Source organism: Phaeacidiphilus oryzae TH49, assembly GCF_000744815.1.
GTDB classification, from domain to species: domain Bacteria; phylum Actinomycetota; class Actinomycetes; order Streptomycetales; family Streptomycetaceae; genus Phaeacidiphilus; species Phaeacidiphilus oryzae.
Genome location: NZ_JQMQ01000004.1, coordinates 637,945 through 661,771, shown reverse-complemented (window position 1 = coordinate 661,771; position 23,827 = coordinate 637,945). Strand labels below are relative to the sequence as shown.

Sequence of the window (23,827 nt, the reverse complement as noted above, 5' to 3'; positions counted from 1 at the left end):
GACGTGCCCGGGCGTCACCCGCCGAAGAGCCGCCGGGCGTTGCGGCTGGTGAGACTGCGCCAGGTGTCGTCGGCGGACGGCGGCTCGGCCACGTCCACCGCTGCGACCTGGTCGAGCGCCATGCCGATCGGCGTCCAGCAGTAGTCGCTGCCGTAGAGCAGGCGGTCGGTGCCGAAGGCGGCGTCCAGCGCCGCGATCTGGCGCGGGAACGGCGTGCCTGCCATGTCGTACCAGAGCCGGCCGAGCTGCTCCAGGACCGTCGGGCCGCCGCCCTCCTCGGTGCCGCTCAGCGCCCGGTCGCCGACCAGGCCGCGGACCAGCTCCATCCGGTCGGCCAGCAGCGGAAGCGCCCCGCCGCCGTGGGTGAGAATCCAGCGGATGCCGCCGTACCGTGCCAGCACACCGCGGAAGAGCAGGTCCGCCGCGGTGCGGGCGGTGTCGAAGATGAACTCGATCATCGGTCGCGGCCGGCCCAGGGCCAGGTCCTCGGCGTGCGGCGGAGAGGTGGGGTGGACGAAGACCACGGCGGCCCGCCGGTCCAGGTCCGCCCAGAGCGGCTCCAGCCGCGGGTCGCCGAGGTAGACGCCGTGGTGGTTGCTCTCGACGATGACGCCGTCCGCGCCGAGGACGTCCAGCGCGTACCCGGCCTCGGCGCGCGCCCCCTCGACGTCGGGCAGCGGCAGGGAGGCGAACTGGCCGAAGCGCTCGGGCCGTTCGGCGCGCACCCCGGCGCCGAACTCGTTGACCTCGCGGGCGAGCGCGCGGGCCGCCGTGTCGTCCCCGAAGTGGACGCCCGGGGAGGAGACCGAGAGATACGACTTGCCGATGCCGCCCCGGTCCATCAGGTCGAGGTGCTGCTCCACGCTCCACTCCGGCCAGCCGGGCATCCCGTCCGGGTGCTGGACGCCGGCCGCCCGGGCGGCGGCGACGTAGCCGGCGGTGACGAAGTGGGCGTGGACGTCGGTCAGTCGGTCCGTTGTCATGCGGCCCTCCCAGGCGCAGCGGCTTACCTTGGTCACCGTAGGAGTACCAGTGCGGAGCCACCCCGCGCAGCAGCGCGCCGCGGGCCGCCGCTGCGGGCGGTCTCCCGGCGGCTGTCCGAGGACCGCGCCCGCTGGCCGCCCGCGGCTGGGGCCGATGGGGCTCGGCGGGCGCCTGGGCCGGACGGGGTGTATCCCAGAGGTATGCCGCAGGGCTCCCGGTGGATGCGTGGCAGGCGACGCGTGGTCGCGCTGCTGGGCCCGGCGCTGGCATGGATGGTGCTGATCACCCTGGTCGACGTGCTGGCGCCGCCCGACGTCCATCTGGGCCCGCTCCTGGCGGCGGCGCCGGCCTTCGTCGCCGGCTTCGCGGGGGTGCGGGCCACCGCGGTGATCGCCGCACTGGCCGTGACGGCGCTGGTCGTCATCGGGTTCGTGCGGGGGGCGCTCGGCACCGAGAACCTGATCGTCCAGCTCGCCTCGCTGGTGCTGCTGGGCGTCCTCCTCACCGCCCTCGCCATGCTGCGCGAGCGGCTCAGACAGCGCAACGAGCGGGTCAGCCGGGCCTACGCCACCACCCGGCAGACGCTCCTCCCACCGGTGCCGGACCGGGCCGGCCCACTTCGGCTCGCCTCCTGCTACCACGCCGCGGCCGGCGAGGCCGACCTCGGCGGCGACCTGTTCAGCCTGGTGCGCACGGAGACCAGCACCCGGATCATGATCGGCGACGTCCGGGGCAAGGGCATGGCGGCGCTGGACGCGCTGATCCTGCTGGTCGGCTCCTTCCGCGCGGCGGCGCATCGGAAGATGCCGCTGCCCGAGCTGGTGGCGGAGCTGGAGGAGTCCGTGCGCTGGGGCCTCAACCAGCAGAACGCCCTGTACCGCGGCGCGACGGGGATGGGCAAGCCCCTCCAGGCCGAGGAGCACTTCGTGACCGCCGCCGTCCTGGACATCCCCGACGAGCGCGACGAGATCGAGCTGATCAGCTGCGGACATCCGGCTCCGCTGCTCATCGGCGACCGGGGCGCGAGCTGGCTCCGGGTCGAACGCCCGGCCGTCCCGCTGGGGCTGGGCGAACTGGCGCGGTGCGCCTACGCGTCCACGGTCTTCCCGTTCCCCCGTGATTCCGTCCTCCTCCTCTACACCGACGGCGCGAGCGAGGCCCGCGACCGCGAGGGCCGCTTCTTTCCCCTCGCCGAATGCGCGGCCCGGTGTGCCCGCGACAGCACCTCACCCCGCCCGGAGGGCTCCGCCCGGCGGGAGCCGGAGGTTCTGCTGCGGCGCCTGTGGGCGGAACTGGTCCGGCACGGCGGCGGGGTGCCGGCCGACGACACCGTTCTCATCTGCGCCGACCGGTACCCGACCGGCTGAGCGGGCGCGCAGCAGTGCGGGCTCAGTGCCCCCGGGAGAGCTGGCGGCTGATCACCAGGCGCTGGATCTGGTTGGTCCCTTCGAAGATCTGCATGATCTTCGCCTCGCGCATATAGCGCTCGACCGGGAAGTCGCGGGTGTAGCCGTAACCGCCGAGCACCTGGACCGCGTCGGTGGTGACCTTCATCGCGGCGTCCGTCGCGATCAGCTTGGCGACGCTGGCCTGGCGGCCGAACGGGCGGCCCAGATCGCGGCGGCGGGCCGCGTCGAGGTAGGTCGCGCGGGCGGAGTCGACGGCGGCGGCCATGTCCGCCAGGAGGAAGCCGAGGCCCTGATGGTCGACGATCTTCCGGCCGAAGGTGGTGCGCTCGTTGGCGTAGTCGACCGCCACGTCCAGCGCGGCCTGGGCGAGACCGGTGGCGCAGGCCGCGATGCCGAGCCGGCCGCCGTCGAGGGCGCTGAACGCGATCTGCAGGCCCTGCCCCTCGGTGCCGATCAGGCGGTCCGCGTCGATGACCGCGCCGTCCCACATGGCCGAGGTGGTCGGCACGGCCTGCAGGCCGAGCTTCTCCTCCGGCTTGCCGAAGCTCAGCCCCTCCGCGGCACCGGGCGCCAGGAAGCAGGAGATGCCGTGGCTGCCCGGCGCGGTGCGGGCGAAGAGGGCGTAGAAGTCGGCTCGGCCGCCGTGGGTGATCCAGGCCTTGGTGCCGGTGACGCGGTACCCGGTGAGCGCGCCGTCCGCGCCCGCGACCGGCTCCGCCTTGCAGCGCAGTGCGGCCGCGTCGGAGCCGGCCTGCGGCTCGGAGAGGCTGTAGCCGCCGATCACCTCGCCGCCGAGCATGGCCGGCAGCCAGCGCTGCTTCTGCGCCTCGGTGCCGAAGGCACTGAGCGGATGGCAGGCGAGGGTGTGGACGCTGGTCGCCACCGCGACGGCGGCCCAGCGGGCGGCCAGCTCCTCCAGCACCTGCAGGTAGACCTCGTAAGGCTGGCCTCCGCCGCCGTACTCCTCCGGGTACGGGAGTCCCAGCAGGCCGGCCCGGCCCAGGGTGGCGAAGAGTCCCTCCGGATAGAGCTCGCGCCGCTCGTGCTCGGCCGCCTTGGGGGCCAGCTCCTTGTCGGCGATCTCCCTGGTCAGTGCGATGAGATCGGCTGCCTCCGGGGTGGGCAGCAGGCGGTCGACAGACATCGCGACTCCAACCGGTACTTTGAGGGGTACGTCAGTACCGGAAATCGTAGCGCTAATCGGGCCTGGGCATAATGCCCAGGTGATCGAAACTGCCGACGAGGTCGGGCCGAAGCAGACGGGACGCGGTGCCGCGCGCCGGACCGAGCTGTTCGAGGCCCTGGTCGACCTCCTCACCCAGGAGGGGTTCGCCCACCTCACCCTCGACGACCTGGCCGCGCGCCTGCGCTGCTCCAAGCGCACCCTCTACGGGCTCGCCGACAGCAAGGAGCAGCTGGTCCGTGCGGTGGTGGTGTACTTCTTCCGCAAGGCCACCGTGCGGGTGGAGTCCGACCTCGCGGCCGAGTCGGGCCCGGCCGCGGCCCGGCTGGCCGCCTACCTCCGGGCCGTCGCCTCGGAGCTCGCCCCGCTCTCGCCGCGGTTCTTCGAGGACGTGGCGGGCTTCGAACCGGCCTCCGAGGTCTACGAGCAGAACACCCGGGCCGCCGCCCGCCGGGTGGAGCAGCTGATCGAGGAGGGCGTGGCGGCCGGCGAGTTCCACGACGTCCACGTCGCCTTCGCGGCGGACGTCATCTCCTCGGTGATGGTCCGCATCCAGCAGCGCCAGGTGGCCGCGGCCACCGGCCTCGCCGACGCCGAGGCCTACGCCTGCCTGGCCGAGCTGCTGCTGCACGGGCTCCGCCGGTAGGCCCCGGGAACGCGGGCGCCATCCACCCACGTTCCGAGTGCGCGGGCGCCGGGTACGCGGGTTACTTCGCCGGGAAGGCGATCTCGAGGGCGACGACCGGATGGCGGTTCCACCGGCCCGTCAATCGCGACCAGCCATTGCCCAGCCGGGCCAGGACGTACTTGCGGGCGAGGAGGGACTGCACCCGCGCGGTGCCCTCGGCGTCCAGAATCCTGCCGCTGCCCACGGCTTCCGTCGCCCCGGGGGCGACCCGGCCGCGGACGTCGCAGACCGCCACCTTCACCGCGGGGTCGCGGCGCAGCCGCCGCACCTTCCAGGCCGCGGCTGCGGTGGTGAGGTACAGCCTTCCGTCCGCCATCACATGCCAGACCGGCGTGGCGACGGGGGTACCGTCGCGGCGGTAGGTGGTGAGGCTGACGTAGCGGGCGCGGGTGAAGGCGTCGAGGGTCGCCGAATCCAGTCCGGTCACACCGGTGAGGCTATCTCCCACACGTTGCCGTCGGGGTCGGCGAAGGCCGCTGTGCGCATCCCCCACGGGTGGTCCACCGGACCGTTGAGGAGCTCGACGCCGCGGGTCCTGAGCTCGGCGCAGGCCGCGTCGACGTCGGGGACGGTCATCGCCAGGGCGAAGCGCGAACCACCGCCCGGCGCGGCCACCACGGCCGGGGCGATGACCCCCGGGGCCGCGGACTCGTCCAGCAGGTTCACCAGGACCTCTCCGAAGCGGAAGGCCGTCGAGCGGTCGTCCTCGAACTCGACGGGCCGGCCGAAGACCCGCCGGTAGAAGGCCCGTGCGGCATCGAGGTCGGCGACGAAGAGATTGATCAGCGCCACCCCGCCGGCCCACGACGGGGCCTCGTCCTCAGCTGGCATCGCGTGCTCCCCTCCCGGTTGATACGGCGCCGGCGCGCCGCCGGCGCGCGACCGCACCATGCGGCTTCCGACTGCCCACAACCTAGCCCCCGCCACTGACAACGGGGGCGAGGCGGAAGCGACAGGGCGCCGGACCCTGGACTCCGGGCGACGGATGAGGGCAAGATCGACGCCGGGACGATTCGAGCAGCGGCGTCTCCGGGTCCGCCCGGCCCGCCTGCGTCCGCAACCAGGCCAGGAGGCACCCGACATGACGCAGTTGCACGATCTGACCGCGCTGGAGCAGGCCCGGATGATCCGGGAGGGCGACCTCTCCCCGGTCGAGCTGGCCGACCACTACCTCGCCCGGATCGAGCGGCACAGCGCCGAGCTGGGCGCGTACACCACCCCGACCCCCGAGCTCGCCCGCAAGCAGGCCGCGGACGCCGAGTCCGAGGCCACCGCGGCCCGGCGCGAGGGCCGTGCGCTCCCCCCGCTGCACGGGGTGCCCTGCCCGATCAAGGACCTCAACAACGTCGCCGGGGTGCGCACCACCTTCGGCTCGGCCGCGTTCGCCGAGTACACCGCCGAGGCCGACGACCACGTCGTCACCCGGCTCCGGGCCGCCGGCACGGTCATTCTCGGCAAGACCAACACCCCCGAGTTCGGCCTGCCCTGCCACACCGAGAACGACGTCGCTCCCCCGGCGCGCACCCCGTGGGACCTGGAGCGGTCGGCGGGCGGCTCCAGCGGTGGCGCGGGCGCCGCCGTCGCGTCCGGACTCGCGCCGCTCGCCCACGGCAGCGACGGCGGCGGGTCGGTACGCATCCCGGCCGCGGTGTGCGGGCTGTTCGGCATCAAGCCGAGCCGCGGACGGATCAGCGCCGGGCCGGTGCAGCACGACGTCACGGGCCTCTCCACCAGCGGCCCGCTGGCCCGGACGGTCGCCGACGCGGCGGCGCTGCTCGACGCGATGGCCGGCGCGATGCCGGGCGACCCCTACGCGGCCCCCTCCCCCGCCCCCGGCGACTCGTTCCTGGCCGCGGCCGACCGCGAGCCCGGACCGCTGCGGATCGCGCTCCTCACCGCACCGCTGGTACCCGGGCTGACGGTGCATCAGGACTGCCTGGCCGCCGCCCAGGAGACCGCCGAACTGCTGGGCCAGCTGGGCCACCAGGTCGAACCGCTCGAACTCCCGGCCGGGGACGACTACTTCGCCCGGATGTTCACCACGGTGTGGGAGGTCAGCGCGGCGGCGCGGCCGGTTCCCGAAGGCGGCGAGGAGTTGCTGCTCCCGCTCACCCGCAGCCTGCGCGAGCGCGGGCGCGCGGTCCCGGCGGCCCGCTACCACGAGGCGCTGTACTCCTTCCGCGCGATGGGCCAGCTGGTGGCCGGACTCCTCGCCCCCGAGGGGCCCTACGACGTCATCCTCAGCCCGACGCTGGCCCAGCCGCCCGCGCCGGTCGGCGGGCTGCGCAACGACGCCGACCCCGTCGAGGAGTTCCGCCGGATCAGCGCCTTCACCCCGTTCACCCCGGTGTACAACGCCACCGGCCTGCCCGCGGTCAACGTCCCCGTCCACTGGAACCCCGACGGCCTCCCGATCGGCACCATGCTCGGCGCCCGCTACGGCGCCGAAGCCCTCCTGATCTCCCTCTCCGCCCAACTGGAGCGCGCCCGCCCGTGGTCCGACCGCAGGCCGGAGATCTGGGCGGGCTGAGCCCCGCGGTGCCGGGTCGGCGGTTCGGCGGCCGGAATCGGGCCGCCCCGCCGCGCCTCATCCGTTCGGGAGACCCAGGCGGCGGTCCTCGAGATCGGAACGCAGGGCGCCGAGCGTTCGGCCGAGGGCGGCCAGCTCCGCGGCGGTGACCGGGGACGCGCCCAGGATCTCCTCGATCGCCGCCCGCCAGACCGACTCGGCCCGGGAGACCACCGCCTGGCCGGCCGGCGTCAGCGCCAGCAGGGAGGAGCGCCGGTTCGCCGGATTCGGCCGGCGCTCCAGCCAGCCCTCCTCCTCCACCCGGTCAACGATCTTGCTGGTCGTCCCGACCCCGATCGCGAAGACCGCGGCCAGATCCGCGACGCGGGCGTCCGGTTGCGCGTGGACGTGCCGCAGCAGCTCGAAGTGCCCGGCCGAGATGCCGGCCTCGCTCTTCAGCCGATCGGCCACCGCGTTGTAGAGGCGGGTCTCGACGCGGACGAGGTCGTCGAAGACCGTGCCGAGATCGATGTAATCTTCCCTTGCAGTATCTGCCATGGCATGTACTGTAGTAGCAACAACTCCCGGAGGGAAGGACCGACCATGTCCAGGATTCAGCGAGAGCAGCTCGACGCGCAGCTTCGGAGCGCCGGCGACGGCAGCAGTGGCGGTGGCGGCGGCAGTGCCAACGGGGCCGGAGGCGATGGTGTCGGAGGCTCCACCGGGGCAGCCGTGCAGCCGACCGTCGAGGACCTGCGTGCGGGCTTTGTGCAGCTGATGAGCACACTGCCGGTGCCCGGAGGCGTCCGGGTCGACGCGAGGCCACTGGGCGGGCGCCCCGCACTGCACATCAGTCCCGAGAGCCGGGAAGCCGCCACTGGCACCCTTCTCTACTTCCACGGCGGCTCCCATGTGGTCGGATCCCCCCACACAGCGCTGGGACTCACCGCAGAGCTGGTGCTCAGGACCGGGATTCCCGCGTATTCGCTGGACTACCGGCTGGCGCCGGAGCACCCCTTCCCCGCCGATGTGGAGGACGTGGTCGCCGCCTACCGGGAACTGCTGGACGCGGCGCATCCGCCCCAGTCGATCGCCTTCGCCGGCGACTCCGCCGGCGGCGGACTGAGCGTCACGGGCGCACTGGCGGCGCGCGATGCCGGGCTCCCGATGCCCGCCGCCCTCGTCGCCTTCTCACCGGGCCTGGACGCCACCCGAGAAGGCCGGAGCATGGTGACCAAGGCGGCCGCCGACCCACTCCTGGACCGCGCGGACATCGATCGCATGAGCCACTACTACGTCGCCGACGCGGACGGCCGCGACCCGCTGCTCAGCCCCGCCGTGAGCGGCGACCTGGCCGGCCTCCCGCCGATGCTGCTCCAGGTCGGCACCAACGAGCTGCTCCTCGACGACGCCCGCCGTCTCGCCCTCCGCGCCTCGGACGCCGAGGTGGACGTGGTCCTCGACATCACGGCGAAGGTGCCGCACGTCTTCCAGGCATTCACGGACAGCCTCGACGAGGCCGGCGAGGCCCTCGACCGAGCCGCCCTCTTCCTCCGGCAGCGCATCCGCGGCTGAGGCTTCCGCGTCGCCCCGCCACTCCCCGGTCAGAGGCGCGGGCTCCCGCCCACGGGGACCTCGAAGACGAGCTCAAGGCCGTCCTCGTCGTCCCATTGCTCCCCCACCTGGACGAAGCCGAACCCGCGGATGGTCGCCAGCGACGCCGCGTTGTCCGGGCTGATCGCCGCCCGCACGGTCGTCACCCCGCGCTCCGCAGCGGCCCTGCGCAGCAGTTCGATCAGTGCCGCCCGGCCGTAGCCCCGGCGGCGGAAGGCGGGAGCGATCGCGTAGCCGATCTCGACCATGCCGGCCTGATCGGGAGGTCCGTGGAACCCGGCATGGCCGACGACCAGTCCGTCGGCGGCGACCACGGCCTGCCGCACCATCCACCGCGCATGGCCGGGGTCCGCCGCGATCTGTTCGAGCCGCAGCCGCCAGAGCCACCGCGCCCGATCCGTCACGAAGAACTCGGTCAGCTCAACGCCGGCCCGCGCACCGGCCCGGCGGAGGTCGCCGTCGCGCAGCGCGGACATGGTGCCGGCGGACAGCTCCACCAACCGCACCCGGCACGACCGCCGGTCGTTTTCGTCTGTCACCGTGCGCATGCTTGCCCAGGGGGTGCACGCTGTCCAGCGGAGTTCGCAGTCGGCGGCCAAGGCACTAGCTTCTGAGGGTCCAGACGCTCAACCTGCTTGTGGTGGCGGCCAGGTAGCGGGCGTCCGGGCTGAAGGCGACGCTGTGCACCTTGCTGTCGCTCCGGGTGGTGAGGGTCGCCAGGGCCTTTCCGGACCGCGCGGACCACACCGTGACCGTGCCGTCGGTGAAGCCGGTCGCCAGCAGGCCGCCCGGCCCGAAGGCCACGCAGCTCGCCCCGGAGCCGGCCGGGGTCAGGACGGTCCGGGCGCTCTGGGCGGCCACGTCCCAGAGGGTGGTCTGACCGTCGCTGCGGACGTTCGCCAGGGTCTTCCCGTCCGGGCTGAACGCCAGCAGCTGCCCCTCCGGCGAATTGGTGTCGGCGAGGGTGGTGATCTTGGAGCCGGAGGTGGGGTCCCACAACTCCAGCAGGCCGTCGCCGACGCCGTTGCCCGGATTGCCGTTACCGCTCGCACTGGCCAGGAGGCCCCCGGCCGGGTGGTACGCCACCTGCGCGATCCAGTAACCGGCTCCGGTCGCCAGGTTGGCCACGGTGGTCTGGTCGCCGGTCCGCCAGATCCGCACGGCGGCCGAGTCGTAGACGGCCGCGAGGGTGCCGCCGTTCGGCGCGAAGGCGACGGAGGCGACCACGCCGTTCCACTCGGTGGGGTCGATGAAGGGCAGTACGACCTCGGTACCCTGGGCGAGATTCCACAGGCTGACCGTGCCGTCGCCGTTGGCGACCGCCAGGTCGCGCCCGTCCGGGCGGAAGTTCACGCACATCGCCGCGTTGAAGAGCGCGTTGAAGGCCGTGATCTTGGCGAGCGACAGATTCCAGGGGTTGGCGACCTTGTGGGTGAAGGTCCTCGCGGCCTGCCAGGTCGCCGTCTCGAACAGCCGCACCACGCCGTCCTCCCCCGCGCTGGCCAGATGGCCGCCGCCAGGATGGAACGCGGCCGAGCGCACGAGACCGGCACCGCCGTCGAAGACGGTCACCGGGCCCTGCGGACGGAGGTTCCCGCTCGCGGTGTCCGAGGCGGTCCTCGCCCGGCCCTGATCGCCGTTCGCGCTTCCTCGACGCGAACCGGAGCTCAGGACGAGTCCGAGGGGGACGCCGACGGCGGCGGCGACCCCCAGGCCGGCCGCCGCGAGGGCGTTGCGGCGGCTGACGGGGGGCCGCCGGGGTGCTGGGCCGCCCTCCTGGCCCGTCTGGGCCGACGGCGCGTCGACGGCGGCGTCCTGGGCGAGGGTGTCGCGGGGGCCGGCGGGGGTTCGCGGGCCGCTGGAGCCGCCGCCGTCGAGGGTGGTGCCCAGAGCCCTGATCTGGGCCGAGAGTTCGCGCTCACGCTCGTCGATCATCGTCGTCACGGCGGCCGGTACCCAGGTCTCCCCCGCCGCCGACGCGGTCGCGGTCGCGGAGGAGGACGCGGAAGTGGCCGTGGAGGAGGCCCCGGAGGGGGCCGCCAGGCGGTCCAGCACCTCTGCCACGGCGGGGCGTTCGGCAGGTTCCTTGGCCAGGCAAGCGCGCGCCAGATCCGCGATGTCCCCCGGTACGCCCTCCAGGTCCGGTTCCGCGTGGACGATCCGGTAGATGATCGCCTCGACCTGGCCCGTCCCGAACGGCCCGCGCCCGGACGCGGCGAAGGCCAGCACCGCGCCCAGCGCGAAGACGTCCCCGGCCGGGCCCGCCTCCAGGCCGCGGGCCTGCTCGGGAGACATGAAGCCGGGCGTGCCGATGACGGTCGTGGAGGCATGGCTGGCGTCCAGCGCCCGGGAGATGCCGAAGTCGATGACCCGCGGGCCGTCCCCGGCCAGGATGATATTGGCCGGTTTGAGGTCCCGGTGGACCAGGCCCGCCTGGTGGACGGCCATCAGGGCCTCGGCCAGGCCGGCCCCCAGGGCACGGACCGCCGGGCCGGCGAGGGGGCCGTGCGCCTCGACCGCCTCGTAGAGCGAGGGACCCGGCACGTACGCCGTCGCCAGCCAGGGCGTCTCGGCCTGCGGGTCCGCGTCGACCACCTGTGCGGTGTAGAACCCGCCGACCTTCCGCGCGGCGGCCACCTCCTGGGCGAACCGCCGCCGGAACTGCGGATCACCGGCGAACTCCGGGTGCACCACCTTCACCGCGACCGCCCGCCCACCACGCGAGCGACCGACGTACACCCGTCCCATCCCGCCCCGCCCGAGGCGCCAGAGGAGGCGGTAGGGGCCCACCGTCCGGGGATCGCCGGCCTGGAGCGCCTCCGTGGGCATCCCCCCACCACCTACCATCCGCCTGCTCGGAGTTCTGCTGGGACAGCCGTCGCCTGCTGCGACGATTCTTGCAGCCGCCCGGTTCCCTCCGAGGGGACATCGGCGATCTCGCCGCCCGGGCAGGTTCGCGCCGCCGGCGGAATGCCGCTGCGGTGAGTGAATGCCGGCGGCATGCGCCATTCGGATTAATACCGGAGGCGGAAGGATAGGGCCGCGGTGAACGGGCAGATGGCCGGAATCGGATTCCACCGCAACCGAATGCCGGAGGTTCTGATGGTGAGCGCGCGCAGCCTGTTCGGCCTGGCTGCCCAGTACGAGGAACTGCGACTGCAGAATGCGGTGCACGGTGGAGGCGAGGCCCGGCGCCGACTCGACGAGGCCGCCTGCAGCCTGTGCGAGGCCGCCGGCACCACCGACATCGACGTGGCCCTCGCCGCGGCGCGGCATCAGCGCGGGGCGGTGCTCCCTTGGGAGCGCAGGCGCGGGGAGGGAATCGGCCGGTAGGGGCGAACGGCTCCGGCCCCGGCCCCCGTTGTCCACGGGGGCCGGGGCCGGAGCCGCTGTCGGCGTCCTCAGCAGGCCGTCAGCGCCGGTAGCCCTCGTGCTCGCCGTATCCGAAGTGCTCGCCGTACCCGTGCTCGGAGTGGTCGGAGTGCTCGGAGTGCTCCGAGAAGGCGGGGCGCCAGCGGTCGTCGTCGTCGCGGCGGCCCTGGTACCAGCGGTGGTCGCGGAAGCCCTCGTGGTGGCGGCAGTGGTGGTGGTAGAAGCCGACCGGCCCGCCCTCGTGGGCGGGGGCGGCGGCGGAGGCGGTGCCCGCCAGGCCGAGGAGCGCGCCACCGGCCACGGCGGCGACGGCGGCAGCCCGGGCGATCCGGACCATCGAATGAGCCATGGGAATCTGGCCTTTCTGCGTGGGAGATCGGAGATCTCTTGACGTCCCGGACGTTGTCGTCCGGAACGACCACGAGCATGGATCCGCGCATGCCGCAGAAGAGGCGGAGACGCCTCTCGTTACCTAATCAGGAACAATTTCCTACCGATCAAAAATAGTCATCTTTTACCAGCGGCTCGTTCTGCACGGGGGCCGGAAGGCGCGGGAGTGGGACGGGCGGGCGTTCCGTGGCCCGCCCACGCCCAAGGCGTGTCAGGCCGCCGGCACCGCGACCTCGATGGACAGGATGGTGGCCTCGCGGGCGGCCCGGCGGGCCTCTTCGAAGAAGTCGGGGGCCGCGCAGGCGAAGAGGGTCCGGCCGTCGCTGCCGCCCAGGGCGCAGGCGTAGACGTTGGTGCCCGGGCGGATCTCCTCGGTGATCGTCCCGCCCTCGGCGATCCGGAGGAGACGCCCGCCGGTGGCGTCGGCGATCCACAGGGCGCCCTCGGCGTCCAGGCAGCAGCCGTCGGGGCTCACCACGAGTTCCGGCACCATCTTCAGGAACTCCCGCTCGACCGGGAGGTCGCCGAACCGCGCCCAGACGCGGCGGTCGCCCAACTCGCCGGCCGCGTCCACGGCGAAGGCACTGATCCGGTTGCCGAAGGTCTCGTTGACCAGAAGGGTTCCGTCCGGGGTGAGCACCATGCCGTTGGGGAACCAGAGGTCGTCGGCGACCTCGCGGACGCTCCCGTCCGGGTCGACCCGGAGGAGGCCCGAGGGGGCGAGGGGGGCTCCGCCCATCAGGTCGTAGCCGAAGCCGCCCACCCAGGCCCGGCCGGCGGCGTCGACCACCATGTCGTTGGCATAGCCGAGCATCCGGCCGGCGAGGTCGGCGTGGACGGCCAGGGTTCCGTCCGCCTCCCGGCGCAGGATCCGCTGGTCGCGCATCGACACGATGAGCAGCCGGCCGTCCGGCAGCCAGCCCAGGCCGCCGGGCTGCTCCTCGACCACCGCCTCCACCCGCAGGTCGGAGCCGTCCTCGGCGGCCGAGAAGACCCGGCCCTGGTAGAAGTCGGAGAACCAGAGGCGCCCGTCCCTCCAGCGCGGCGCCTCGGTGAAGGCGAATCCGGAGAGCAGGACGGTGGGCTGGGGCCTGGCCGCTCCTCTTCGTCGACGGCGTCCTTGTCGGCCGCTGCCCGCATGGTCACGTCACCGACGGCCCGCGTCAACCGTCACGCGGCCTGGGTGAGTTCGGCCTGGCCGAAGAGGAGGGCGTAGCCGTTGGGGAGGCGGGAGAGGACGCGGCCGAGCAGGGCGGGTCCGACGATGCGGGCGACGACGCCGAGCACCGAGCCGACCTCCCAGCGGGTGGGGGCCAGGTCGCCGCCGGTGCGCTCGGCGAGGTCCTTGACGAACTCCCAACCGGTCAGTGCCTCCGGCTCCGGGATCTGGGCGGCGAGGACGCGGGCTGCCTCGCGCGGCAGGCAGGCGGCGAGGTCGACGCGCTCCTCGCCGGAGAGGCGGCGTCCGAGGGCGCCGAGGACGTTCTCGACCGCCTGCTGGGCACGCTCCCGGGTCGGGAAGGCGCCGCGGTAGCGGATCATCTCCAGCATCTGGACGTAGTCGGTGCTGAGCGTGGGGGCAGGGGTGGCACGCATCGGTAGGGGGATGCCCTTTCTGGGGTGTCTGGCGGTAGGGGACGGTAAGGGGTCGGTGGTCCGGGTGCCGAGGGCACGGAGGGCACGGGGCGCTGCGCCGGAGGCGATCGGCCGGCAGCGGCCGATGGCGGCGGGCAGTGGCCGCCAGTGGCGGGCTCGCACGCGGTGCTCGCACGCGGTCCTCGCCCGCAGTGGCGCGAAGGCGGCATGCGGCAGGCGCGGCGGCGGATCGAGCCGGGGCGGGCCGGGCGGAGCGGACAGGGGGTCGTCTCCACCCTGCCCGGCCAGCCCCGTGACCAGGCGGCCGCGGCCCCTAGCCGGTGATCTCCCGGCGGCCGGTCTCCCCGGCGTTGATGGAGATCTTGCGCGGCTTGGCCCGCTCGGCGATGGGGATCCGCAGCGTGAGGACGCCGGCGTGGTAGTCGGCACTGATGCGCTCGGTGTCGAGGGTGTCGGCCAGCATGATCTGGCGGGAGAAGACGCCCAGTGGCCGCTCGGAGAGTTCCGGCTGCGCCTCGTCGCTCCTGGCGGTCGGCCGGCGCTCGGCCTTGACGGTGAGCATGTTGCGTTCGACGTCGATGTCGATCGCCTCGGGGTCCACCCCCGGGATGTCGCAGGCGATGACGTACTCGTCCTTCTCGCGCCACGCGTCCAGCGGCATCGCCGTCGGCCGGGACCAGGTGCCGGAGGGGCCGCCCAGCAACTGCTGGGTCAGGCGGTCGAACTCGCGGAAGGGGTCGGTGCGCATCAGCATGGTCGAACACCTCCTCTTGTTCAGGTGGCTGCTCATGCGCTGCTGTCTGCTGCTGTTGTAGCATGTCGTCGAACCGATGACAAATCTCCGGGTCATCAACCGGACGACGAGGATGCGAGGTGTGGCCTGTGACCGCGCAGCCGGAGTTCCCCACCGCCCGGGAGTCCCTGGCGGCGATCGAGGCGGCGCTCCCCGCCGGCGACTCCGCCCGGGCGCTGGACGCGCTGCAGAGCCTGCGCCGGCTGCGCGAACAGCTCACCGGGTGGGAGGCGGAGCTGATCGAGGCCGCCCGGTCGGCAGGTGCCAGTTGGGCCGACCTCGCTCCCCCACTCGGCGTCGCCAGCCGGCAGGCCGCCGAACGCCGCTACCTGCGGCTCCGGCCCGGCTCCCCCGGGACCACCCGGGAGGAGCGGGTCCGCGAGACCCGCGACCGCCGCGCCGCCGACCGCGCCGTCACCGCCTGGGCCCGGGACAACGCCGCCGATCTGCGTCAGCTCGCCGGCCAGATCACCGCGGTCTCCGAGCTCCCGCCGGCCACCCGGGACGCCCTCGCCGGGGCGCTCGGCGGCGACGACGCCGCCGACCTGATCGGCCCGATCAACAGCGCCCAGGAGCATCTGACCGCGGACGAGTCCGACCTCTCCGACCGGATCGACCGCCTCACCCGCCAGACCGACCGGCTGCGGCAGGACAGCAACGACCGGCGCCGAGGCCAGCCGGGGGTTCAGCCAGGCTCCTAGCCGGCGGGCCGGTACGCCGACAGCCGAGCGCCCACGTCGTCAAGCGCGCAGGAGGGGCCGGGCTCGGCATGGACCATGGGCGGGCCCTGGGCGCGCCGGGCGCGGTCGCGCTCGGCGCCGAGCCGGACGGCGGCGTGCACCGCCCGCGCCAGACGGGTCCCCCAGGTCGAGCGGGGGCCGCCGAAGGCGTCGGCCGGAGTACCGGGGCCGGGTTCGCGCACCGCCACGCAGACGGCGTCCGAGGGGGTCCCGGAACAGTCGTAGCCGGCGTCGAGGAGCGCCTGCACCTTGGCCTCGGTCGCCGTGGCCAGCAGGTTGACCAGGCCCGCGTCCGGGATCGCCGCCGGGACAGCGACCAGGATGTTGATCGTGCCGGGCCGGTAGGCGGGGACGGCGGCGGCGGCTTCGCGCGGGGGCGCGACCGGGCCCGCCTCCCCACCCGCGACGGCCTCCGCCGCCCAGGCCGGCACGCCGATGCCGGCCGTCACCACCGCGGTGACGCCGTGGTCCTCCGCCCAGGCCACGTCGTCCACCTGGGCCGCGGTCATCAGGCCGACGCCGGGACCGGTCAACTCCTGTGCGTCGGCGAGCTCCTGGAGATGGCGGTCCGGGTCCATCCGCGCATAGCCGGGGCGGACCTGGGCGTTCAGCACCCATCGGCGGGAGCCGATGCCGCCGCCCAGGATCGCGCTGCTGACCATCCGCCAGCCCGGCCCCGCCCGCCACACCAGCAGATGCCGGCACCCACCGTCCTCGGGCCGGGCCGCCCGGGCCACCACCAACCGATCCACGCGTTCCTCCGCCGCACGCGCCCCACCGGCGCTTTCGGCCATCATTCCAGCCGGGGAGAAAACCCTCGTGTCGCCCCCGGCGACGCGGGGACCGGACGGCATGATGGCGCTCGGCCGATGTGGGGGAAGTGTCGGCGGACGCCTTACCGGACGGGGAGTGGTCGCGTGATCGCGTCGAGGAAGTCGAGAAAGTCGGGGAAGTCGGCGAAGAGGGATCGGGGTCGCGCTCGCGACACCGTGCTGGCCTGCTGCGGGGTCTTCGCGCTGGCGCTGGGTCTGACGGGGGTCTCCGGGGCCGCTGGGAAAACGGCGACCGCCCCGGGGACGACTCCGCTGCCCGGCAGCGTCTCCCCCGCCGTGCGGTCCGCCGCCGCGACGGTCACCGGCGCCGCCCCGGCCGACCGGCCGATGACCTTCCAGGTGTGGCTGCGGCCGGACCTGGCCGGCGCGGAGGCCTTCGCCACCGCCGCGGCCACCCCGGGGACCCCGGCCTTCCACCGCTACCTCAGCCCCGCCGCCTACACCGCGCGGTTCGGCCCCTCCCTGGCCCGGGCCGCGGCGGTCGCCGACTGGCTGCGGCACAGCGGTCTCACCCAGGTGCGCACCGACCCGGGCCGTGACTACGTGTCGGCGACCGGCCCGGTGGCGACGGTGGAGGCCGCCCTGCGGGTGCGGATCGACCGGTACCGGATCAGCGGCGCCGACGGCGGGTCCCGGACGGTGTCCGCCAACGACCGCGAGGTCTCGCTGCCGACGGGGCTGCTGCCGGACGTGATCGGCGTGACCGGCCTCGGCAGCGTCCCGGCGGGCGTCCCGAAAGCGGCGATGCCCCGCGCGGCGGTCTCTCGCGCGGCGGCCCCGCACGCCCCGGCCCCGGCCGTCCGCGCCGCGCACACCGCCAAGTCGCCCGCCTGCTCCCCCTATTGGGGCCGGTACCGGCATGCCGTCCGTCCGCGCTACCGGGGGCTGGCCGAGGCCTCCCTGCCGATCTGCGGGTACTCCGCCGCACAGATCCGCGCCGCCTACGGTGCCACCCGGACGGACACCGGCCGGGGCCAGACCGTCGCGCTGATCGAGGACGAGACCCCCACCGCGATGTTCCGGACCCTGACCGAGTACGCCGCCCGCAACCACCTGCCCAGGCCGAACCCCGCCCAGCTGAGGATCGTCCAGGCCGGGGCGTGCGCCACCCCCTCCGCGCGCTCGGCCCGGACCGCCGCCTACGAGGACGAGGCGGAGATGGACTCCGAGGCCGTGTACGCGATGGCCCCGGGCGCCACGCAGCTGATGGTGGTCGGAGGCGGCTGCGACGAGAACCAGGCGCTGCTCAACGCGGCGATGCACGTCCTCACCGCGGACGGCCGCCGCCCGCTGGCCTCGATCGAGTCGAACTCCTGGCAGATCCCCGAGGGTTCGGTGCCGGCACAGACCGTCCACGCACTCGACGTGCGGGGGGCCGCGGAGGGCGTGGGGATGTACTTCGCCTCGGGCGACACCCCCGGCATCACCGCGACCTCCGCCGACCCCTACGCGGTGACCGTCGGCGGCACCAGCCTCGGCCTCGCCAGGACGGGCGGGCGGGTCTTCGAGACCGGCTGGTCCAGCGATGCGGCCACCCTCGACGCCGGCCGGTGGTCCGACCTGGGGGTCAGCGGGAGCGGCGGCGGAGCCGCGTCCGGCTATCCGCAGCCCGTCTACCAGAAGGGCGTCGTCCCCGCCTCCATGGCCCGCGCCCGGGTGGGCGGACGGACGGTGCTCCGCCGGACGGTGCCCGATCTGGCCGCCGACGCCGATCTGGACACCGGCCTGCTGACCGGCTACATCGCCACCGAGAGCCACGGCAGGCCGGGGCCGTACGCGACCATGCCGAACGCCGGCACCAGCCTGGCCTGCCCGCTGGTCGCCGGGCTGGTCGCGGACGCGCAGCAGGGCCGGCGGACGCCGTTCGGCTTCCTCGACCCGGTGCTGTACCGGCTGGCCGGAACACGGGCGCTGCACGACATCCTGCCGCTCGGTCCGCACACCCCCGCGGCGGACCGGGCCGCCTACCTCCCCGCCGACGGCTCGGGGAGCAGCCCCGGCGTGGACGTCTTCGACGTCCAGAACCGGGCGGACACCCAGCAGGTGACGGTCCGGGGCTACGACACCACGACCGGGGTCGGCACCCCGAACGGCGCGGCCTTCCTCGCCGGCCTCCGCCGCGAGGCGGGCTGAGCGCACACCGCCTCGCCGGGCCCGGCGGCGCTCCGGGCCCGGCGAAGATCAGAGGCCTGACGAGCAGGCGCGGGGTCAGCCGGCGAAGTGGTGCTGGACCGTGACGGTGGGACGGAAGGAGCCGAGCGGGTCGGTGCCCGGGCCCTGCGGGGCGTGGGCGGCGGCGGTCTGCAGCAGCGTGGTGACCTCGCCCGCCAGCACGTCGGCCTGCGCCCGCACCTCGGAGGTGGGCAGTTTCGAGTGGGTGAGGGCGTCCAACTGCCGGTGGATGGTGCCCAGTCGGGCCTGCTCGGCGGGGGTGAGCCGGAAGGCCTGCGGGGTGGAGACCACGAACTGCCAGGCCCCGGCGAAGGTCTCGCAGCCCGCACAGTGGATGTTCTCGGCCGAGCTGGTGTTGTCGGCCTGGAGGTGGATCCGGGTGCCGGCCATGGTGTCGATCTGGAAGGACAGCGCCACCGAGCGGCAGGGCCGGTCCGGGTGGCAGGCCACCGAGGCGGCCACCGCCTCGTTGTGCAGATGGGCGGCGACCAGCGGGCCGAACTGGTGGACGGTGAAGGAGTCGGTGGCGTCCACCGTGTGGGCCGCGTCGGCGCGGCTGAACACGTCGTCGGTGGCCACCCCGACGTCGTGGCCGATGCCCTCGGCGGCCTCGGCGGCCGGCGCGGCGCTGGCGAGCGCGGCCAGCCCGGCCGTGGCCAGCAGCCCGAAGCGGACGGTTCGGCGGCTCACGGTCAGCTGGTACCGGCGGTGTTTGTGTGGATTCATCGTGCGCAGCTCCTCTGCTGGGCCGCCGGCGGACACTCGTCGGCGGACGACGGAAAGTCGGGGTTCACGGCGTCGGTTTGACCGTGGGCAAGGCGGTGGCGGTACCGCTGGCGCTCACCGAGGGGGGCGGCGGCGACGGAGTCGGGGAGGACATCGGCGTCGGGGAGGCCGACGGGGTGGGCCCGCTCGCCGGCTGGGCGGCCGGCCCGCTCGGCTTCGGGGTGGCCGAGGCCGTGCCCGAGGCCGCCGAGGTGGCGCGACCGGACGCCTTGGAGGTGTGCGTGGCCGAGGGGTTGGGGCGCGGGGTGGAGCTGGGCCCGGCGTGGGCGGTGGCGCTCGGGTGCGGCCGCCGGGTGTGCGGACGGGTGGGCACCGCCGTCGGGGAGCTGCTCGGCGCTGTGGTCGGCACCCCTGGCTGGAGCACCGGGACGATCGGCGGCTGCTCCGGCAGCGGCCGCGGGGTGACGCCGACCGCCCAGGCCAGGCTGAGCGCGGCCGCGCCCCCCAGCGCGACCCCGCCGAGCGTCAGCCGCAGTCCCGGCTTGCCGCGGGTGCCGGCGACCGCCGCCCGGATCAGCCGGCCTCCCAGCCGCACGGAGAGGTAGCCCATCCCCAGCAGTGGGCAGATCAGCATCACACTGCCGACCACTCCGAGCAGCCCCTCGGCGATCCGCCCGGAGCCGAAGGCGTCGGCGGTGCCCACCAGTTGCACGGTGAGCGAGCGCACGCCGGTGGTGACGATCCTCGGCAGGTTCCACAGCGCGTAGCCGAGATCGCCGAGGAGGAGGGGGATCATCGTCAGCACCCAGACCGTGACCACGGTCCGCGCCGACCGCTTGAGGCCGGCCACCTCGGGGTGGGTGGGTCGGCCGGGCAGCGCGCTGAGGAGGATGGGGCGGATCTTCCCGTAAAGGTCGGGAACCCCGGCGAGGTCGCCGAGGATGTAGTAGCCGTCCAGCCGGACGGCCGGCATCAGCTGTTCGAGCACTTCGAAGTGGCCCAGGTAGACGGCTCCGAGCAGGAACTGCTGGCCGGTCAGGAAGAACAGCCCGGCCAGGCCGAGCATGAAGACCAGGTTGAAGTAGACCCCCCCGAGGTCGGTTCGGAGCCGGCCGCTGCGGCCGATCCGGTAGACGTCGGTGACGTCGGTGTAGAGCGAGGGCCAGACCAGGAAGATCCCGCAGCCGATGCATCCGGGGCTGGCGCCGCCGTAGCGGCAGGCCGAGGCGTGGCCGAACTCGTGGAAGACGAGCGAGGCCACGGTCAGCGCGAAGACGGCGAGGAGCAGCACCGGCTGGTCGAGGGTGTGAAGCACCGGCGTGATGGCCCCGAAGCTGCCGAACAGCCAGGCGTCCAGGCCGCCCATGCCCAGCAGGACGAGGGCGACCAGCAGCGGCCGGTGGAGCCAGCTGAGCGCGCCGGCGATCCGGGCCACCGCGGACTCGCGGAAGAGGACCTTGTGGAAGCGGAGGGCGAGCAGCAGGTCCGAGCGCGGGGCGTCGACCTGGTCGTTCTCCTGCCCGGGCGGCACCGTGACGCCGAGCGGCTCCAGCTTGCGGTCGATGAGGTAGGCGATGTTCTCGGTGCTCAGCTCGCGGCCGTACTCGGCGCTGACCCGGTGGGAGACGCCCTCCAGGTCGCGCCGGCCGTCGATGGCCCGGGTGACCAGGTACAGCAGGCGGGACAGCTGGAGCACCTGGCCGTCGCCGCGCCGGGCGATGTACCGGGGCTCGGTGAAGCCCGAGCCCCGGTACTCGCCGTGCAGCCGCAGCCCTGCCGTGAGCCGCGGCACCCCCCACGGGCGCGGTTCCTGGTACGGAGCACCCGTCTCGGACCCTGGGTCCGTGTGGACGTCGGTTCGGGTGGCGCCGTCCCAACGGCCGGCGCCAGGGGCGGGAGCGGGGACGAGGCCGGGAGGCGCGTCCCATGGCGGCTCCGGAGGCGGTGGAGTCGGTGCCGACGTCACGGGTGGAGTCGCGACCAGCCCGGAGGTCGCGTGCGCGGTGCCCTGGCCGCGCCTGCGCCCCCGCCGATGGCGGCTGTTCTCGCGATCCCCGATCGCAGTCATCTCCGGCCCTTCCCTCGTCGCCCCCGCCCCCGCGGGACCCGTGCGGCCTACGACCGACAAGCCGGCCGCACGGGTGCTCGGATCACTGGCTGATGCTGATGCCCTGCGAGGCCTCGGACTGGGCGACCGCCTCCGGCGACCACTGGTTGACCGCGGCCGACTCGTTGTGGGCGTGGACGTTGGCCACGTGCTTGGTGACGTTGGTGGTCCGGGTGAAGGTGAAGGTCAGCTTCCCCAGCGCCTCGCGGCCCGGCAGCAGGTCGGCGGACTCGGCATCCAACTCGCGGGGGTCCATGCTCATGATGGTGGCCTTTCTGTGCTTGCTGATCTGTGGTCTCTGGGACTCTGATGGGTGGAACTGCGGGGTCCAGCGCGGAGCGGCCCGCGGTCAGTGGGGAGGAGCGATGCGACCGCAGTGCCTCGCCGCTACTGGTGGATCGAGATGCTCTGGGAGGCCTCGGACTGGGCGACCGCCTCGGGCGACCACTGGTTGACCGCGGCCGACTCGTTGTGCGCGTGGACGTTGGCCACGTGCTTGGTCACGTTGGTGGTCCGGGTGAAGGTGAAGGTCAGCTTCCCCAGCGCCTCGCGGCCCGGCAGCAGGTCGGCGGACTCGGCATCCAGCTCACGGAAGTCGATCACGGTGGTTCCCCCTTCAGGGAAGAGTGGTTGCGTCCAACGGAGTGGGACGCTCTGTCCAACGAGATTGGACACTAGCCGGACGGCGAGCGGCTCCGCAAGGGGAATCCCGGCAACGCTTGGTAACGGATGGGTAACCGCCGGTGCGGGGCAGGTGGACGGCCTTGCCTTCGGCGGAGCGGGCTGATCCTCTTAGACTGAGCGGCGGCCGAGCACAGATGTCCGGCGCCGGCCGACGCCGACCGAGGCAGGGAGCGATCCGTCACGTGTCCAACGCCATGCAGCAGTTGATCAGGGAGCAGCTGGAGCTGCACGGCTGGTCGTACGGCGACGTGGCCCGCCGGGGCGGGATCCCGCGCTCGACGGTCCACCATCTGGCGACCACCGACCGGATGGTCCGGATGCCCCAGCCCGCGACGCTGGAAGGGCTGGCCAAAGGGCTGGGCCTGACTCCAGAAACGGTTCGCCGCGCCGCCGCGGAGGCCTGCGGCATCCAGGTCTACGCCGACGCGGGGCCGCCCGCGGACCCCGAGGTGAACACCCTGATCGCCAGCCTCCAGCGGCTCTCCCCCGAGGACCGCCGGCACGTCACCGCCCTGGTGGACTCGCTGCTGCGACGCGGCGACTCCGCGGGCGGCGGAGAGCCCGCGGCCGACTGACGCCCGGGCGGGGCGGGCGAGCGGATTCGAGGAACCGGGGACGCAGCCGAGCGGACGATGGTTGCGGCTTCGGCCGGTTTCCACTCGCACGGGGGATTCCGCGCGGGATGTACTCGCGGCCTGTCACTCGCACGAGGGACACCGGGCTATCGTCACCCGCAGTCCGAGGTACGTGAGGGACACGGTTCCTCTGGGCCGAGGGGGAACTGTGCTGATCGTCCAGGGAAGTCCCACCACCGCCGTGGTGCGCTCCCACTCCGGCGAGTCCGTGCTGCTGCTGTCCGGCGAGATGCCGGCGGTGCTCACCGACGAGGCGGTCCAGGAACTGCTGGACCTCGCCGCGGCCGTGCTGGACGGCGACGAATGCGCCCTCTTCCAGCGGTGCCTTGAGGCGCTGCGCAGCAACACCGCCCCCGGGCGCGCGGTGGAGATCGAGGGCGCGGTACTGACCGTCTTCGAGTGAGCCCGCCCCTCCCCCCGCAGGCAGACGTCCCCCCGGGGCACCGCTCTCACTGCAGTGCGTCCACCTCCAGGGCGGCCGCGCGCAGCGCCTCGGCCACCCGGACCACCGCCTCCTGCGGCGGCTCGGGCAGCCGGGCCAGGACGAGCCGCCGCTGCTCCTGGGGGCCGCCGCGCACCGGGCGGATCCGGACCCCCTCGGGCACGGCGTGGGTGAGCGGGGCCGGCACCGTCGTCAGGCCGCAGCCGGCGGCGACCAGTTGCAGCTTGGCCAGCCAGTCGCGGGCGGTGTGGGCGATCTCGGGCCGCTCGTCCAGGCCGGGCCAGACGCCCATCAGGCGCTCGCCGCCCGAGGGCGGGGCGGCGATCCAGCGCTGCCCGTGGAGGTCGGCGATGTCCACGTAGTCCTGGCGGGCCAGCGGATGGCTCGCGGGCAGCGCCACCCGGAGGCTGCGCTCGGCCAGCGTCTGGGTGACCAGCGGGGGCGACTCCGAGTCCGGCGGCCGGAACGGCGGGGCGGAGCCGAGCAGCGCCAGGTCGACGCTGCCCGTCCGCAGCGCCCGGACCAGTGCCGGGGTTCCGCCCTCACGGGTGGTGACGGTGATCGCGGGATGGCTGGCGCGCAGCGCGACGATGGCCCGCGGCACCACCACCGACCCGAGGCTGGGCGGCCAGCCGACCCGTACGGTGCCGCCCTGGTCCTCGATCCCGGACAGCTCGCGGGCGGTCTGCTCGATCTCGTCCAGCACCGCCGAGGCACGGCGGAGGACCAGCTGGCCCGCGGCGGTGAGCTGGACGCCGTCCCGGCGCCGGTCCAGCAGTCTGGCGTCGGCGGCCCGTTCCACGGCGGCGATCTGCCGGGACACCGCGGACTGGGTGTAGCCCAGCGCGATCGCCGCCGCGGTGAAGGTGCCCTGTTCGGCCACCGCGCGGAAGACCCGCAGGCCGGTGAGGGAGACGTCCCGGAAGTCCATGACGTCTACGCATACCACA

26 protein-coding genes are annotated in these 23,827 nt (G+C 74.0%); 9 read left to right on the top strand and 17 right to left on the bottom strand.

Translation table 11 applies throughout. From position 1 onward, the window contains the following. Window positions 1-14: 14 nt before the first annotated feature. Window positions 15-983, bottom strand: a complete 969-nt coding sequence (locus tag BS73_RS03145; protein ID WP_037568978.1) for an amidohydrolase family protein — start codon at window positions 981-983, stop codon at window positions 15-17. A 222-nt stretch (window positions 984-1,205) separates the two neighbouring features. Here BS73_RS03145 and BS73_RS03140 point away from each other — a divergent pair, with 222 nt between their 5' ends. Beyond that, entirely contained in the window at window positions 1,206-2,351 is a 1,146-nt protein-coding gene (locus BS73_RS03140) for a PP2C family protein-serine/threonine phosphatase (protein WP_037569664.1), read from the top strand. A gap of 22 nt (window positions 2,352-2,373) precedes the next feature. Here BS73_RS03140 and BS73_RS03135 read toward each other — a convergent pair whose 3' ends face one another. Further along, window positions 2,374-3,537: an acyl-CoA dehydrogenase family protein gene (locus BS73_RS03135; protein ID WP_037568976.1), complete on the bottom strand. Its 1,164-nt coding sequence runs from the start codon at window positions 3,535-3,537 to the stop codon at window positions 2,374-2,376. Between the two features lie 79 nt (window positions 3,538-3,616). Here BS73_RS03135 and BS73_RS03130 point away from each other — a divergent pair, with 79 nt between their 5' ends. Next, window positions 3,617-4,222 carry a TetR/AcrR family transcriptional regulator gene (locus tag BS73_RS03130; protein ID WP_037568975.1) on the top strand — a complete coding sequence of 202 codons (606 nt, stop codon included), beginning with the start codon at window positions 3,617-3,619 and terminating at the stop codon, window positions 4,220-4,222. Window positions 4,223-4,283: 61 nt separating this feature from the next. On the opposite strand, the gene BS73_RS03125 is transcribed toward BS73_RS03130, so the two are convergent. After that, window positions 4,284-4,691: a PPOX class F420-dependent oxidoreductase gene (locus BS73_RS03125; protein WP_235215261.1), complete on the bottom strand. Its 408-nt coding sequence runs from the start codon at window positions 4,689-4,691 to the stop codon at window positions 4,284-4,286. Next, window positions 4,688-5,095, bottom strand: a complete 408-nt coding sequence (locus tag BS73_RS03120; protein WP_051939220.1) for a VOC family protein — start codon at window positions 5,093-5,095, stop codon at window positions 4,688-4,690. Before BS73_RS03120 ends, BS73_RS03125 begins: the two co-directional genes overlap by 4 nt. A 250-nt stretch (window positions 5,096-5,345) precedes the next feature. Here BS73_RS03120 and BS73_RS03115 point away from each other — a divergent pair, with 250 nt between their 5' ends. After that, window positions 5,346-6,794, top strand: coding sequence for an amidase (locus tag BS73_RS03115; protein ID WP_037568973.1), 1,449 nt, complete (start codon window positions 5,346-5,348; stop codon window positions 6,792-6,794). A 57-nt stretch (window positions 6,795-6,851) separates the two neighbouring features. Here BS73_RS03115 and BS73_RS03110 read toward each other — a convergent pair whose 3' ends face one another. Further along, complete coding sequence (locus BS73_RS03110) at window positions 6,852-7,331, bottom strand: MarR family winged helix-turn-helix transcriptional regulator (RefSeq protein WP_037568971.1); 480 nt, start codon at window positions 7,329-7,331, stop codon at window positions 6,852-6,854. A gap of 45 nt (window positions 7,332-7,376) precedes the next feature. On the opposite strand from BS73_RS03110, the gene BS73_RS03105 reads away from it, so the two are divergent. After that, window positions 7,377-8,348 carry an alpha/beta hydrolase gene (locus tag BS73_RS03105; RefSeq protein WP_084703723.1) on the top strand — a complete coding sequence of 324 codons (972 nt, stop codon included), beginning with the start codon at window positions 7,377-7,379 and terminating at the stop codon, window positions 8,346-8,348. A gap of 29 nt (window positions 8,349-8,377) precedes the next feature. On the opposite strand, the gene BS73_RS03100 is transcribed toward BS73_RS03105, so the two are convergent. Further along, window positions 8,378-8,926 (bottom strand): GNAT family N-acetyltransferase, encoded by a 549-nt coding sequence (locus BS73_RS03100; protein ID WP_322987240.1) that lies wholly within the window; start codon window positions 8,924-8,926, stop codon window positions 8,378-8,380. A 64-nt stretch (window positions 8,927-8,990) separates the two neighbouring features. Beyond that, window positions 8,991-11,216: a WD40 repeat domain-containing serine/threonine protein kinase gene (locus tag BS73_RS39115; RefSeq protein WP_037568969.1), complete on the bottom strand. Its 2,226-nt coding sequence runs from the start codon at window positions 11,214-11,216 to the stop codon at window positions 8,991-8,993. Between the two features lie 216 nt (window positions 11,217-11,432). On the opposite strand from BS73_RS39115, the gene BS73_RS03090 reads away from it, so the two are divergent. Next, window positions 11,433-11,720 (top strand): DUF5133 domain-containing protein, encoded by a 288-nt coding sequence (locus tag BS73_RS03090; RefSeq protein ID WP_407674953.1) that lies wholly within the window; start codon window positions 11,433-11,435, stop codon window positions 11,718-11,720. 79 nt (window positions 11,721-11,799) lie between these two features. Here the strand turns inward: BS73_RS03090 and BS73_RS03085 are convergent, their stop codons facing one another. From BS73_RS03085 to BS73_RS03070, 4 genes are all read right to left on the bottom strand, one after another. Continuing rightward, entirely contained in the window at window positions 11,800-12,108 is a 309-nt protein-coding gene (locus tag BS73_RS03085) for a hypothetical protein (RefSeq protein ID WP_152617487.1), read from the bottom strand. A gap of 252 nt (window positions 12,109-12,360) precedes the next feature. Next, window positions 12,361-13,224, bottom strand: a complete 864-nt coding sequence (locus tag BS73_RS03080; protein WP_037568965.1) for an SMP-30/gluconolactonase/LRE family protein — start codon at window positions 13,222-13,224, stop codon at window positions 12,361-12,363. A gap of 95 nt (window positions 13,225-13,319) precedes the next feature. Then, entirely contained in the window at window positions 13,320-13,745 is a 426-nt protein-coding gene (locus tag BS73_RS03075; protein ID WP_037568964.1) for a DUF2267 domain-containing protein, read from the bottom strand. 313 nt (window positions 13,746-14,058) lie between these two features. After that, the gene (locus BS73_RS03070; RefSeq protein WP_037568963.1) at window positions 14,059-14,499 is read right to left on the bottom strand and encodes an Hsp20/alpha crystallin family protein; all 441 of its coding nucleotides are present in this window, start codon (window positions 14,497-14,499) and stop codon (window positions 14,059-14,061) included. Window positions 14,500-14,666: 167 nt separating this feature from the next. On the opposite strand from BS73_RS03070, the gene BS73_RS03065 reads away from it, so the two are divergent. After that, entirely contained in the window at window positions 14,667-15,239 is a 573-nt protein-coding gene (locus BS73_RS03065; RefSeq protein WP_407674958.1) for a type III effector protein, read from the top strand. On the opposite strand, the gene BS73_RS03060 is transcribed toward BS73_RS03065, so the two are convergent. Then, entirely contained in the window at window positions 15,236-16,075 is an 840-nt protein-coding gene (locus BS73_RS03060) for an adenosylcobinamide amidohydrolase (RefSeq protein ID WP_407674952.1), read from the bottom strand. The two genes, BS73_RS03065 and BS73_RS03060, sit on opposite strands and share 4 nt — an antisense overlap. 120 nt (window positions 16,076-16,195) lie before the next feature. On the opposite strand from BS73_RS03060, the gene BS73_RS03050 reads away from it, so the two are divergent. After that, window positions 16,196-18,244: a S53 family peptidase gene (locus BS73_RS03050; protein ID WP_235215259.1), complete on the top strand. Its 2,049-nt coding sequence runs from the start codon at window positions 16,196-16,198 to the stop codon at window positions 18,242-18,244. 75 nt (window positions 18,245-18,319) lie between these two features. On the opposite strand, the gene BS73_RS03045 is transcribed toward BS73_RS03050, so the two are convergent. The 4 genes from BS73_RS03045 to BS73_RS03030 all read right to left on the bottom strand — a co-directional run bounded on the left by BS73_RS03045 (window position 18,320) and on the right by BS73_RS03030 (window position 21,719). After that, a complete protein-coding gene (locus BS73_RS03045; protein WP_152617486.1) occupies window positions 18,320-18,973 on the bottom strand; it encodes a hypothetical protein in 654 nt (217 codons plus the stop codon). A 100-nt stretch (window positions 18,974-19,073) separates the two neighbouring features. Beyond that, window positions 19,074-20,801 carry a hypothetical protein gene (locus tag BS73_RS03040; protein WP_200886618.1) on the bottom strand — a complete coding sequence of 576 codons (1,728 nt, stop codon included), beginning with the start codon at window positions 20,799-20,801 and terminating at the stop codon, window positions 19,074-19,076. A gap of 358 nt (window positions 20,802-21,159) precedes the next feature. Further along, the gene (locus BS73_RS03035; protein ID WP_037568960.1) at window positions 21,160-21,378 is read right to left on the bottom strand and encodes a hypothetical protein; all 219 of its coding nucleotides are present in this window, start codon (window positions 21,376-21,378) and stop codon (window positions 21,160-21,162) included. A 125-nt stretch (window positions 21,379-21,503) separates the two neighbouring features. Next, window positions 21,504-21,719: a hypothetical protein gene (locus tag BS73_RS03030; protein WP_037568959.1), complete on the bottom strand. Its 216-nt coding sequence runs from the start codon at window positions 21,717-21,719 to the stop codon at window positions 21,504-21,506. Window positions 21,720-21,982: 263 nt separating this feature from the next. On the opposite strand from BS73_RS03030, the gene BS73_RS03025 reads away from it, so the two are divergent. Together BS73_RS03025 and BS73_RS03020 are read left to right on the top strand one after the other, a co-directional pair. Next, the gene (locus tag BS73_RS03025) at window positions 21,983-22,375 is read left to right on the top strand and encodes a helix-turn-helix domain-containing protein (RefSeq protein WP_051939203.1); all 393 of its coding nucleotides are present in this window, start codon (window positions 21,983-21,985) and stop codon (window positions 22,373-22,375) included. A 208-nt stretch (window positions 22,376-22,583) separates the two neighbouring features. After that, window positions 22,584-22,838 (top strand): hypothetical protein, encoded by a 255-nt coding sequence (locus BS73_RS03020; RefSeq protein ID WP_235215258.1) that lies wholly within the window; start codon window positions 22,584-22,586, stop codon window positions 22,836-22,838. Between the two features lie 46 nt (window positions 22,839-22,884). Here BS73_RS03020 and BS73_RS03015 read toward each other — a convergent pair whose 3' ends face one another. Continuing rightward, window positions 22,885-23,808: a LysR family transcriptional regulator gene (locus BS73_RS03015; RefSeq protein ID WP_037568958.1), complete on the bottom strand. Its 924-nt coding sequence runs from the start codon at window positions 23,806-23,808 to the stop codon at window positions 22,885-22,887. Window positions 23,809-23,827: the final 19 nt, after the last annotated feature.

Coding starts and splice junctions, on each gene's coding strand:
- BS73_RS03145 (WP_037568978.1), bottom strand. CDS start 983: ATGACAACGGACCGACTGACCGACGTCCACGCCCACTTCGTCACCGCC.
- BS73_RS03140 (WP_037569664.1), top strand. CDS start 1,206: ATGCGTGGCAGGCGACGCGTGGTCGCGCTGCTGGGCCCGGCGCTGGCA.
- BS73_RS03135 (WP_037568976.1), bottom strand. CDS start 3,537: ATGTCTGTCGACCGCCTGCTGCCCACCCCGGAGGCAGCCGATCTCATC.
- BS73_RS03120 (WP_051939220.1), bottom strand. CDS start 5,095: ATGCCAGCTGAGGACGAGGCCCCGTCGTGGGCCGGCGGGGTGGCGCTG.
- BS73_RS03115 (WP_037568973.1), top strand. CDS start 5,346: ATGACGCAGTTGCACGATCTGACCGCGCTGGAGCAGGCCCGGATGATC.
- BS73_RS03110 (WP_037568971.1), bottom strand. CDS start 7,331: ATGGCAGATACTGCAAGGGAAGATTACATCGATCTCGGCACGGTCTTC.
- BS73_RS03105 (WP_084703723.1), top strand. CDS start 7,377: ATGTCCAGGATTCAGCGAGAGCAGCTCGACGCGCAGCTTCGGAGCGCC.
- BS73_RS39115 (WP_037568969.1), bottom strand. CDS start 11,216: ATGCCCACGGAGGCGCTCCAGGCCGGCGATCCCCGGACGGTGGGCCCC.
- BS73_RS03085 (WP_152617487.1), bottom strand. CDS start 12,108: ATGGCTCATTCGATGGTCCGGATCGCCCGGGCTGCCGCCGTCGCCGCC.
- BS73_RS03075 (WP_037568964.1), bottom strand. CDS start 13,745: ATGCGTGCCACCCCTGCCCCCACGCTCAGCACCGACTACGTCCAGATG.
- BS73_RS03070 (WP_037568963.1), bottom strand. CDS start 14,499: ATGCTGATGCGCACCGACCCCTTCCGCGAGTTCGACCGCCTGACCCAG.
- BS73_RS03060 (WP_407674952.1), bottom strand. CDS start 16,075: ATGATGGCCGAAAGCGCCGGTGGGGCGCGTGCGGCGGAGGAACGCGTG.
- BS73_RS03035 (WP_037568960.1), bottom strand. CDS start 21,378: ATGAGCATGGACCCCCGCGAGTTGGATGCCGAGTCCGCCGACCTGCTG.
- BS73_RS03015 (WP_037568958.1), bottom strand. CDS start 23,808: ATGGACTTCCGGGACGTCTCCCTCACCGGCCTGCGGGTCTTCCGCGCG.